The sequence below is a fragment of the Burkholderia sp. genome (genome assembly GCF_018375725.1).
Lineage (GTDB): Bacteria > Pseudomonadota > Gammaproteobacteria > Burkholderiales > Burkholderiaceae > Burkholderia.
In genome coordinates this window covers 1-11,578 of sequence record NZ_JAHACR010000116.1, presented here as the reverse complement: position 1 = coordinate 11,578, position 11,578 = coordinate 1, and the positions used below count along the sequence as shown (strand labels likewise).

General features: G+C 67.4%; 11 protein-coding genes and 1 pseudogene. 6 read left to right on the top strand and 6 right to left on the bottom strand.

Annotated elements, in window-relative coordinates; genetic code table 11:
• Positions 1–213: pseudogene (locus KH616_RS14005) on the top strand (DedA family protein); the annotation flags it as partial.
• A gap of 30 nt (positions 214–243) precedes the next feature.
• Here KH616_RS14005 and KH616_RS14000 read toward each other — a convergent pair.
• Positions 244–1,914 carry an acyl-CoA synthetase gene (locus KH616_RS14000; RefSeq protein ID WP_292245401.1) on the bottom strand — a complete coding sequence of 557 codons (1,671 nt, stop codon included), beginning with the start codon at positions 1,912–1,914 and terminating at the stop codon, positions 244–246.
• Positions 1,915–2,204: 290 nt separating this feature from the next.
• On the opposite strand from KH616_RS14000, the gene KH616_RS13995 reads away from it, so the two are divergent.
• Complete coding sequence (locus KH616_RS13995; RefSeq protein WP_292245399.1) at positions 2,205–2,954, top strand: Crp/Fnr family transcriptional regulator; 750 nt, start codon at positions 2,205–2,207, stop codon at positions 2,952–2,954.
• A gap of 177 nt (positions 2,955–3,131) precedes the next feature.
• Positions 3,132–3,926 (top strand): SDR family NAD(P)-dependent oxidoreductase, encoded by a 795-nt coding sequence (locus KH616_RS13990; RefSeq protein WP_292245398.1) that lies wholly within the window; start codon positions 3,132–3,134, stop codon positions 3,924–3,926.
• Positions 3,927–3,950: 24 nt separating this feature from the next.
• Here the strand turns inward: KH616_RS13990 and KH616_RS13985 are convergent, their stop codons facing one another.
• The 5 genes from KH616_RS13985 to KH616_RS13965 form a co-directional block, all read right to left on the bottom strand.
• On the bottom strand, positions 3,951–4,307 hold the full coding sequence (locus KH616_RS13985; RefSeq protein ID WP_292245397.1) for a hypothetical protein: 357 nt from the start codon (positions 4,305–4,307) through the stop codon (positions 3,951–3,953).
• Positions 4,308–4,499: 192 nt separating this feature from the next.
• The gene (locus KH616_RS13980; RefSeq protein WP_292245396.1) at positions 4,500–5,570 is read right to left on the bottom strand and encodes an AI-2E family transporter; all 1,071 of its coding nucleotides are present in this window, start codon (positions 5,568–5,570) and stop codon (positions 4,500–4,502) included.
• A 192-nt stretch (positions 5,571–5,762) separates the two neighbouring features.
• Positions 5,763–6,872, bottom strand: a complete 1,110-nt coding sequence (locus tag KH616_RS13975; RefSeq protein ID WP_292245394.1) for an NADH:flavin oxidoreductase/NADH oxidase — start codon at positions 6,870–6,872, stop codon at positions 5,763–5,765.
• Positions 6,873–6,990: 118 nt separating this feature from the next.
• Complete coding sequence (locus KH616_RS13970; RefSeq protein ID WP_292245392.1) at positions 6,991–7,677, bottom strand: type 1 glutamine amidotransferase domain-containing protein; 687 nt, start codon at positions 7,675–7,677, stop codon at positions 6,991–6,993.
• A gap of 86 nt (positions 7,678–7,763) precedes the next feature.
• Entirely contained in the window at positions 7,764–8,921 is a 1,158-nt protein-coding gene (locus tag KH616_RS13965; RefSeq protein WP_292245391.1) for an iron-containing alcohol dehydrogenase, read from the bottom strand.
• 484 nt (positions 8,922–9,405) lie between these two features.
• Here KH616_RS13965 and KH616_RS13960 point away from each other — a divergent pair, with 484 nt between their 5' ends.
• The 3 genes from KH616_RS13960 to KH616_RS13950 form a co-directional block, all read left to right on the top strand.
• A complete protein-coding gene (locus KH616_RS13960; protein WP_292245390.1) occupies positions 9,406–10,098 on the top strand; it encodes a TetR/AcrR family transcriptional regulator in 693 nt (230 codons plus the stop codon).
• The gene (locus KH616_RS13955; RefSeq protein ID WP_292245388.1) at positions 10,098–11,060 is read left to right on the top strand and encodes an HlyD family efflux transporter periplasmic adaptor subunit; all 963 of its coding nucleotides are present in this window, start codon (positions 10,098–10,100) and stop codon (positions 11,058–11,060) included. The genes KH616_RS13960 and KH616_RS13955 overlap by 1 nt, the downstream gene beginning before the upstream one ends.
• The coding region (locus KH616_RS13950; RefSeq protein WP_292245386.1) for an ABC transporter ATP-binding protein at positions 11,057–11,578 on the top strand (522 nt) is incomplete at its 3' end. The genes KH616_RS13955 and KH616_RS13950, both read left to right, overlap by 4 nt.

Below are 11,578 nucleotides of genomic sequence, written 5' to 3'. Positions count from 1 at the left end.
CTTGATGCCCGCGCCCTCCCGCTCGCGCGCGGCGAACGCTGGTACGCCCGCTATGGGCGCTGGTCGCTGCTGCTCAGCTGGGCGCCCGTGATCGGCGACCCGCTGACGATGATCGCGGGCGTGCTGCGCGAGCCGCTTCCGACCTTTCTGGCGATCGTCACGTTCGCGAAGGTCGCGCGCTATCTGGTGATCGCGTGGCTCGTCCCGTATTGATATCCGCGGGAACGCGCCACGCGCGGCGGCTTACTTCGTGTCGGCGCCGCCCGCCGGCTGCCCGGCCAGATCGATGGCCTTGTCCGATCCGACCGCATGGCGCAGCTGGAACTTCTGGATCTTGCCGGTCGAGGTTTTCGGCAGCTCGCCAAAACGCACGACCTTCGGCACCTTGAAGCCCGCGAGCAGCGTCCGGCAATGCGCGACGATCTCCGCCTCCGTCGCATGCATGCCGTCGCGCAATTCGACGAACGCGCACGGCACCTCGCCCCACTTCGGATCGGGCATCGCCACCACCGCCGCGACCGCGACCGCCGGATGGCGGTACAGCGCATCCTCGACCTCGATGCTCGAAATGTTCTCGCCGCCCGAGATGATGATGTCCTTGCGGCGATCCTTGATGCGGATATAGCCGTCCGGCGTCAGCACGCCAAGATCGCCGGTATGGAACCAGCCGCCGTGGAACGCCTCGTCGGTCGCATGGGGATTCTTCAGGTAGCCCTTCATGCAGATGTTGCCGCGAAACATGATCTCGCCGAGGGTTTCGCCGTCCGCCGGCACGGGCGTCATCGTGTCCGGGTCGAGCACCGTCGCCCCGGCCTCGAGGTGGTAGCGCACACCCTGCCGCGCATTGAGCCGCGCGCGCTCGTCATCGGACAGCGCATCCCAGTGCGCCTGCTTCGCGCAGACCGTCGCGGGGCCGTACACCTCGGTGAGACCGTACACGTGCAGCAGGTCGAAACCGATTTCCTTCATCTTCGCGATCACGGCCGGGGCGGGCGCGGCGCCCGCGACCATCGCATGGACGGTGTGGTCGATCCCCTCGCGCAGTTCGGCCGGCGCGTTCGCGATCGCGCTTTGCACGATCGGCGCACCGCAGTAGTGCGTGACGCGTTCGCGGCGAATCAGGTCGAACACCGTCTTCGCGTCGAACCTGCGCAGGCAGACGTTGACGCCCGCGCGCGCCGCGATCGCCCACGGGAAGCACCAGCCATTGCAATGGAACATCGGCAGCGTCCACAGGTACACCGCATGCTTCGGCAGATCCCATTCGAGGATGTTGCTGAGCGCGGCGAGATGCGCGCCGCGATGATGGTAGACGACGCCCTTCGGATCGCCGGTCGTGCCGGACGTATAGTTCAGCGCGATCGCATCCCATTCGTCGGCGGGCGGCGTCCACGCGTATTCCGGGTCGCCGCCGGCGACGAATGTCTCGTAATCGGTCGCGCCCGCGAATCGGACCGGATCGGCCGGCATCGCATCGGCGACGCTGACGATCTTCAACTCCGGCAATTCGAGCGCCGCGCGCTGTGCGAGATCGGCGTACTCGGTATCGACGATCAGCACCTTCGCTTCGCCGTGACGCAGCATGAACAGCACCGACGGAATGTCGAGCCGTGTATTGATCGTGTTCAGCACCGCGCCGGCCATCGGCACGCCGAAGTGCGCCTCCACCATGGCCGGGATATTCGGCAGCAGCGCCGCCACCGTGTCGCCGCGGCCGACGCCCGCCTGCGCGAGCGCGCTCGCGAGCTGCCGCGCACGCACGTAGGTTTCGCGCCAGGTGCGGCGCACATCGCCATGCACGATGGCGGGGCGGTCGCCGTAGACCTCCGCCGAGCGCACGAGAAAGTCGATCGGCGTGAGCGGCACGTAATTCGCGTCGCGGCGGTCAAGTCCGGCTTCGAACATCTGCGTCATGGTGCTGTGTCTCCTTTGTCGATCGGATACCGGCCGAACGCTGCGCCTTGGCGCTCAAGTCCGGTTTCGTCCAGTGCACTGAGCGCGGCTTCCGATCCTTTGTCATTCGATCGACGGGCGCCGGCACTTCGCCGCCGGCTCCCGTCCCATGCCATGCCGAGGCACCCGCGCCTCGGATCGTTTTGATGTGGTTCAATTCGGGATAGCCTACCGGGCGTTATTGTGAGCCGTCTGTCATCGAAGCGACAGTGTGTCCCGCGCGTTATCCCTATCCTCGCAAACCCGCATTCATGCACGACGACGTTCTCGCCCCCTTCACCGCCGCCACGCCGGACGCGCCAGACGGACCGGCCGAGCCCGGCCCGCTGCCCGCGCTGTTCGGCCAGTGCGCCTGGTTCCGCGCGCTCGCGCCCGAGCATCAGGCGCGCGTGCTCGCCCACGCGCACGCCGAATGCCGCGACGCGGGCGACACGATCGCACACCGTCTCGCACCGTCCGAATACTGGATCGGCGTACACCGCGGGCTGCTCAAGCTCGCGATCTACAACGCATCGGGGCGCGGCTGCACGTTTTCCGGCGTGCCGTCCGGCGGCTGGTTCGGCGAAGGCAGCGTGATCAAGCGCGAGCCGCGCAAGTACGATGTCGTCGCCATCCAGCGCTCGACCGTGCTGTTCGTGCCCGCCGACACGTTTCATGCACTGCTCGACAGCAGCCTGCCGTTCACGCGCTTCGTGATCCATCAGCTGAACAACCGGATGGGCGAATTCATCGCGTCGATCCAGAACAGTCGCCTGCTCGACGTCGATGCACGCGTCGCGCAATCGCTCGCGCAACTGTTCAATCCTCACCTGTATCCGGATACCGGCCGCGCGCTGTCGATCTCGCAAGAAGAACTCGGGATGCTCGTCGGCGTGTCGCGGCAACGGATCAACCAGGCATTGCAGCAGCTGGAAAAGCTCGGTGTGCTGCGGCTCGCCTACAACCAGATCGAGGTGCTTGATCTCGCGCGGCTGGCGCGCGTCGGGATGGAACAGATCTGACAACGGGCGGCGCCGGGATCTCGCCGCCCTCGCCGCTCTTCCCGCTCTTCCCGCTCTTCCCGCTCTTCCCGCTCTTCCCGCTCGCGCTGGCGAATCGCGCGGAATCGCCTAAGCTTGGAATTCCGGCCGCCGCACCACGCGCGGCGCGCTTTCGTTCATCCCTCGCCCCTTACGCTTATGCACATCGATCTGAATGGCAAGACGGCGGTCATCACCGCTTCGACCGCCGGCATCGGGCTGGCCATCGCCGAAGGACTTGCGCGTGCCGGCGCACGGGTCGTCGTCAACGGACGCAGCGATGCGTCCGTGCAGACCGCGCTCGCGCATTTGCGCAGTGCGGCGCCCGCCGCAGCCGTCGAAGGCGTCGCCGCGGATCTCTCCGACGCGGACGGCGCCACGCGCCTCACGCGGGCTGCGCCGCAGGCCGACATCCTCGTCAACAACGCGGGCATCTACGGCCTGAAGCCGTTCTTCGACGTCGACGACGCCGAATGGATGCATTACTTCCAGATGAACGTGATGTCCGGTGTGCGGCTGGCCCGGCATTACATGCGGGGGATGCTCGAACGCAACTGGGGGCGCGTCGTGTTCATCTCGTCGGAATCGGCGTTGAACATTCCGGTCGACATGATCCATTACAGCTTCACGAAGACCGCGCAGCTGTCGATCGCGCGCGGGCTCGCGAAGCTCGCCGCCGGCAGCCGGGTCACGGTCAATTCGGTGCTGCCGGGGCCGACGCTGTCGGAAGGCGTCCGGTCGATGCTGCAGGAAACAGCCGACGAAACGGGACGCAGCGTGGACGAGGTCGCGACCGACTTTGTGCGCACCCGCCGTTCGAGCTCGATCATCCAGCGTCCGGCAACGCCGGAGGAAGTCGCGAATCTGGTCGTCTACGTCTGTTCGCCGCAATCGTCGGCGACGACGGGCGCCGCGTTGCGCGTCGACGGCGGCGTGGTCGACACGCTCGCCTGACAAGCGGCGGCACGCCGCCGCACGCTATCGCGTGCTGACCTTCTGCGTCTGCAGCAGGCCCATGCGATCGGCATCCATGCAGGATTCGAAGCCGTGGCGCGTCACGACGCCGGCATGGTCGAATACGACGAAATACGGCTTGCCGTGGTCGCCGTGCGCGAGCAGGTAGTTGTAGCAAACGCCGCTGCCGTTGCGCACCATCCACACGCTGCGCGGATTGCCGCCCGCGCGGACGATCTGCGCGCGCGTCGCGCCCTGCTCGGACGCGGCCTTCGGCACGGGCAGGCGGGAATAGGAAAACGGCATGAACGTGTCGAACCACGCGCAACCGCTCAACAGACAACTCGCCGCCAGGGACACCGTGACGGCAGGCCGGGACATCGGGGTCGTTCGCATACGGGGAAGTGTGCAGCGCCATGCCGGCGCGGTCGAAACATCACATGCTAATCGACCTGCGGGTCCGGATCGAAAAGAATTGTAAAGTGCGGGGCCGGCATTTCGCGAGCAAAGCGCCGGGCAATGGCGCGATTGTCGCCCGCTGTCATGCAACGCGCATGACAGCGGGCGACGCGCTTATCCGACCCATTCGCTCCACAACAGTGTCAGCACCGTCATCAGGGCGGGCCCGATGAACAGGCCGATGAGGCCGAACGTCTCCGCCCCGCCGAGGATGCCGAACAGCACAAGCAGAAAAGGCAGCCGCGCCGAACTGCCGATCAGGACGGGACGACACACGTGTTCGGCGATCAACACGACGATGAATCCGAACACGGCCACGCTCGCCGCCGCGACGGTCGCGCCCTGCACGAACAGCCAGAGCGCCGCGCCGCAGAACACGATCGGCGCACAGAACGGCAGCATGGCCGCAATCGCCGTGACGAGCCCGAGCAGAGCCGCATGCGGCACACCCGCGAGCGCATAGGCGACACCGAGCAGCGCGCCTTCGCCGAGCCCGACGACGATGAGGCCCGTCACCGTGCCCTGCACGGCCGCCGCCATTCGTTCGATCAGCTGCGCGCCGTTCGTGCCGAACGCGCGGTTCGCGCCCTGCATCAGCACGCAGGACAGACGGCGGCCCGAGCGCAGGATCACGAAGAGCGTGATGAGCATGCAGACGAAGTCGAGCAGCAAATGCGCGAGCTTCGAGCCGACCTGCCGCCCGAACGCGAGGAACGTGTCGCCGTTGAAGCCCTTTACCGCGTTCGTTCCGTGCAGCGGATGCGCCAGATGCGCCTGCCACCATGCATCCACCTGCGATGCGCCGAACGGCAACCGGTGGACGATCTCCGGCAGCGGAATGCCGTTGCTTTGCACGCCGTGCAGCCATTCGCGCAGATCGTGCGCCTGCCCGGCCGCCTGATCGAGGCCGATCGCCACCGGCAGCACGACGAGCAGCGACATCGTCAGGGTGATGGCGATCGCAATGACGGTCGGCCGGTCGCGGAACGGCCGGTACGCGTCGAAACGGTTCAGCAGCGGCCACAGCGCGATCGCGATCACGCAGGCCCATGCAACGGCCGGGATGAATGCGCGGATCACCCACAGCGCGAGTGCCAGCAAACCCGCATAAAGCGCCGCGCGCGCGATTTGCTGCGCGCGCGGCCGGCTGGCGGAATCGGGAGACGGCGGAACGATTGCGCCCATGACACCTCTGTGGAGAACAAAATGAATGGCGGTCCGGCGGGCAGCAAGCCCGCACGAACCGCCATTCTATCGGCGTCGGCGCCGGATCCGGATGTCACATGCAGCCGCAGTGCCGTGCGCGCGGCGATTGCGCCGATCCGCACCGCGCATGGCGCCGGGCGAGGCGCACGGCCGGCGCGATCGCACGACCGCTCAGGCCGCCTTGGCCGCGACCTTGTAGCGCTCCAGCCAGTGCGCATACGGCGCGGGCAGGGTCCACGACGGCCGCTCGACGCCGAGCTGCTTCGCCGCGTAATACGGCCAGTGCGGATCGGCGAGATGGGCACGGCCGACCATCACCAGATCCATCTGCTGCTCGGCGACGACACGCTCGGCGAGTTGCGGCGTGTCGATGCCCCACGCGGACGCGACGGGCAGCCCCGCTTCGCGCCGCACGCGCTCGGCAACCGGCGCGAGGAAGGCCGGCCCCCACGGAATCTGCGCGTCGGGCGTCGAGAATCCCACCGACACGCTCAGCAGATCGAGCCCTTCCTGCTTGAGGCGCTGCGTCAACGCGATCGACTCGGCGAGCGTCTCCTCGTCGCGGCCGTCGTATTCGATCACGCCGAAGCGCGCCGTCAGCGGCAGATGCTCCGGCCACACCTTGCGGACCGCCGCGAGCGTCTCGACCAGGAAGCGGCCGCGATTCTCGGCCGAGCCGCCGTACTCGTCATCGCGCTGGTTCGCATCCACCGAGAAAAAGCTCTGCGCGAGATAGCCATGCGCGAAATGCAGCTCGAGCCATTCGAAGCCGGCGTCGCGCGCACGCTTCGCCGCTGCCACGAAATCCGCCTGCACGCGGGCGATATCGTCGCGCGTCATCGCGCGCGGCACCTTCGGCAGGTGCGCGCCAAACGGCACCGCCGACGGGGCGATCGTCTGCCAGCCGCGCGGATCGCCGTCGGCAATATGATCGTCGCCTTCCCACGGCCGGTTCGCGCTCGCCTTGCGGCCCGCGTGCGCGAGCTGGATGCCCGGCACCGCGCCCGCGGCCTTGATCGCGGCGACCGACGGCGCGAACGCCTCGGCCTGCGCGTCGCTCCACATCCCGGCGCAGCCCGGCGTGATCCGGCCTTCCGGCGACACCGCGGTCGCCTCGGCGATCACGAGACCCGCGCCGCCGCGCGCGATGCCCGCGAGGTGCACCTGATGCCAGTCGTTGATGACGCCGTCCTCGGCGACGTACTGGCACATCGGCGGCACCGCGATCCGGTTGCGCAACGTGACATCTTTCAGTTTGAACGGTTCGAACAATGCGGACATCCACTACTCCTTTGACGAGTCCTGTAAACGGGCTGAACGATCCGCCGGGCGGCGGCGTCGAGCCGTCTGCCCGGCGGCACATGCCGCCGGGCAGCGATGAAAAGGCGCGGCCGCGCGGTCAGGCCTGTCCGAGTTTTTCGAGCAGCGCCTCGGCAACCGGCTCCGACGAGGCCGGATTCTGTCCTGTGATCAGCAGCCCGTCGACTGCGACGTGCGGCGCCCAGTCCGGCGCGCGCTCGAAGCGCCCGCCGTTGGTCTTGAGCATGTCCTCGACGAGGAACGGCACGACCTCCGTCAGCTCGACCGCGGCCTCCTCGCTGTTCGTGAAGCCCGTCACGCGCTTGCCGCGCACGACCGATTCACCGGTCGACGGATCTTTCACATGACGCAACACGCCCGGCGCATGACAGACGGTCGCGACCGGCTTGCCGGCCGACAGCGCGCGCTCGATCAGCGCGATCGAGTGCAGGTCTTCCGCGAGATCCCACAGCGGGCCGTGGCCGCCCGGATAGAACACCGCGTCGTAGTCGTCGACCGACACGTCCGCCAGCACGCGCGTCGCCGCGAGCTGGGCCTTCGCGTCGGCATCCGCTTCGAAGCGGCGGGTCGCGTCGGTCTGCGACGCCGGATCGCTGCTCTTCGGATCGAGCGGCGGCTGGCCGCCCTTCGGCGACGCGAGCGTCAGTTCGGCGCCGGCGTCCTTGAACGCGTAGTACGGCGCGGCCAGCTCTTCGAGCCAGAAGCCGGTCTTCAGGCCGGTATCGCCCAGCTTGTCGTGCGAGGTCAGGACAACCAGAATCTTCATGATCGGGTACTCCTTTGAAAGATTGGAACGGAACCGCGCATGATGCGCGGCACATGCCGGGCCGGGCCCGGCGCAAATCATGCGGCTCAGACGCTCGCTTCGAGCACCCGGCGGCTGATGTCGAGCGTCACGTCGCCGCGCTCGCCGAGCGCGGTCATTCCGTGCGCGCCGAGTTGTGCGACGAGTCCGTCGATCGCCTCCGCGCCGATCCCGTAATCGGCCAGCCGCGTCTTGACGTCGAGACTGTCGAAGAACGCCCGGGTTCGCCCGATCGCCGCGTCGATCCGCGCATCGTCACTGCCGTCCACGATGCCCCACACGCGCGCCGCATACTGGAGCAGCTTGTCACGCTTCGCGTCGCGGCGCACCGCCAGCATCGCCGGCAGCACGATCGCCAGCGTGCGCGCATGGTCGATATCGTAGCGGGCGGTCAGCTCGTGGCCGATCATGTGCGTGGCCCAGTCCTGCGGAACACCCGCGCCGATCAGGCCGTTCAGCGCCAGCGTCGCGACCCACATCAGGTTGGCCCGGGCCGTGTAATCGTCCGGCTGCGCGAGCGCCGTCGGGCCGATCTCGATCAAGGTCTTCAGCAATCCCTCGGCGAGGCGGTCCTGCACCAGACCGCCGGCCGGATATGTCAGATATTGCTCCACGATGTGCGTGAATGCATCCACGATTCCGTTCGCGATCTGGCGCGGCGGCAATGTCGAGGTCTTCACCGGGTCGAGCACCGAAAAGCGCGGGAACGTGTGCGGACTGCGGAACGCGAGCTTCGCGCCCAGCGCCTTGCGCGTAATCACGCCGCCGTTGTTCATCTCGGAGCCGGTCGCGGGCAGGGTCAGCACACTGCCGAACGGCAGCGCGTCGCGGATCTCCGCGCCGTGCGTCTCGAGAATGCGCCACGGCTCGCCGTCGAACCGCACGGCTGCCGCGACGAATTTGGTGCCGTCGATTACCGAGCCGCCGCCGACCGCCAGCAGAAAATTCAGGTCGTCACGACGCACCTGTTCGACCGCCCGCATCAACGTCTCGTACGACGGATTCGGTTCGATGCCGCCGAATTCCGCCAGATGGTGGCCGGCCAAGGCCGTGCGCACCTCGGCCAGCGTGCCGTTCTTCTCCGCGCTCGTGCCGCCGTACAGCACGAGTACGCGGGCGCCGGCCGGCACCAGTTCGGCAAGACGCGCGATCGAGCCTTCGCCGAACACGATGCGTGTCGGGTTCACGTAGTCGAAATTCTGCATATGACTTTTTCCTATTAGACCAGTCGTCTAGACTGCGATCACAAAAAAAACGCGACGATACTGCGTGCTGTCACACGCCGTCGCGCGACGACAATTCGATCATTGCGGCCTGCGTTCCCGCCGTGCCGCGGTCGCCGCCGACACATCGGCGGCCGGGATCGCGTATTCGAGGACGGATGATAAGTCAGAATTAGACCAGTCGTCTCGCGCCCTCGCAGCGACCCTTTCGACGGTATGGGTTTGTGTCCGCCTTCGGCTCGCCGGCGGGCATTCGCCGTGCATGCGCACGTCGCCGGCGGCCCGTCGAGGCAAATGATGCGGCCGCCATTCGTTAGGCATTCCCTTCATTCGGGCACCGCTCATCCCCGACGCGCAACCGGACGCCGCGCCAACCCGCCACCGGATTCGCTTTCATCCGATGTCGATCGATGTCGACGAAAACCCTTCCTTGAAATTAACTAACCCGTCAATTAGCGTTTTCTGCATGAACGCGAAATCCACCGTCGCCAAGCCCCGCGGACGCCGCCCGGCGGTCGAGGATTTCGACGTGCGCGGCCAGATGCTCGACGTCGCGACCCGCCTGTTCGCCGAACGCGGCATCGCCGCGACGACCGTGGCGCAGATCGCCGAGGCGGCCGGTGTCACGTCGGCGATGGTGCACTACTACTTCACGAATCGCGAGCAACTGCTCGATGCGATCGTCGAGGAGCGGCTGATGCAGGTCATCGCGTTCGTCTGGCGGCCGACCGATGCGCACCTCGACAACGATCCGTTCGCACTCGTCGCGGAGCTGGTGTCGCGCTTCTTCGACGTCACCGAGCGGATGCCGTGGCTGCCGCCGTTGTGGCTGCGTGAAATCGTCAACGAAGGCGGCATGCTGCGCGAACGCATGGTCGGGCGCATTCCCGTCGAGCACATCCGGCGCTTCGCCGAGCGTATCCGGCACGCGCAGGAAGCCGGCATCGTGAATCCCGGGCTCGAACCGTTCTTCCTGTTCAACTCGATCATCGCGCTCGTGATGCTGCCGCTTGCCACATCGAAGCTCTGGCATAGCGCCCGCGGGCTGCCGGCCCTCGATCGCGATGCGCTGCATCGGCATGTCGCCGCGCTGCTCGGGTTCGGCATGCAGCCGCCCGCACCCGTGCGTCGCCCGCGCGCCACGAGGAGCAGGCCGTGATGCGGCGCCCTTCATCGCTCACGCTCGCAGGCTTGATCGCAGGTCTCGCCGCCTGCGGGCAGCACCCGGCCGATGCCGGCCACACCTATCAGGGCTACGTCGAAGGCGAGTTCGTGTATTTGTCGTCGTCGCAATCGGGCACGCTGACGCAGCTGGCGGTGCAGCGCGGACAGACCGTCGCCGCCGGCACGCCCGCGTTCGCGCTCGAAGCTGTCAGCGAGACGGCCGAGCTGCGCCAGGCGACGCAGCGGCTCGCCGCTGCCCAGGCGCAGTTCGCCGATCTGCAAACCGGCAAGCGTCTGCCGGAAGTCAATGTCGTGAAGGCGCAACTCGCGCAGGCAGAAGTGCAGGCGAGCAAGGCCGCCGAACAATTGACGCGCGACGAAGCGCAGTTCCGCGCGGGCGGCATCTCGCGGCAACAGCTCGACGACACACGCGCGTCGGCCCGGACGACGGCCGCGCAAGTCCGCGAGCTGCGAAGCCAGGTCGACGTCGCGCGCCTGCCCGGCCGGTCGCATCAGCTCGCTGCGCAGGCCGCGCAGGTCGATGCCGCGCAGGCGGCTGTCGCCGAAGCGCAGTGGAAACTCGACCAGAAACGCGTCGCCGTGCCGTCGGCGGGGCGCGTCTATGACACGCTCTATCGCCCCGGCGAATGGGTGCAAGCGGGCAATCCGGTCGTGCAGATGCTGCCGCCCCAGAACGTCAAGATACGGTTCTTCGTACCGGAAACCGTCGTCGCGACGCTTGCGCCGGGCCGCGCCGTCGGCGTCCAGTGCGACGGCTGCGCGACCGACGTTCCGGCGCGCATCACTTACGTGTCGGACCAGGCCGAGTACACCCCGCCCGTCATCTACAGCAATGAAAGCCGCACCAAGCTCGTGTTCATGGTCGAGGCGCGGCCGGCCGCAGCCGATGCGACGAAGCTGCATCCGGGCCAGCCGGTCGCCGTGAGATTGCCATGAATGCGCCGTCCGTTCCCTATGCGATCGACGTCGACAAGCTGAACAAGCACTTCGGCGAGAAGCATGTCGTGAAAAACGTGTCGCTGCGCGTCGCGCGCGGCGAGATCTTCGGGTTCCTGGGGCCGAACGGCAGCGGCAAGACGACATCGATCCGGATGATGTGCGGCCTGCTGACACCGGATTCAGGCAGCGGCACGTGCCTCGGCTACGACATCGTGCGCGAAAGCGCACAGATCAAGCGCAGCGTCGGCTATATGACGCAGCGCTTTTCGTACTGGGAGGATCTGTCGATCCGCGAAAACCTCGATTTCGTCGCACGCGTGTACCAGATGCCGGACCGTCAGGCGGCCGTCGCGCGCGCACTCGACGCGCTCGGTCTCGCCAGCCGCGCGAACCAGCTGACCGGCGCACTCTCGGGCGGCTGGAAACAGCGTCTCGCGCTTGCCGCGTGCATGCTGCATGAACCCGAACTGCTGCTTCTCGACGAGCCGACCGCCGGCGTCGACGTCGAGTTGCGC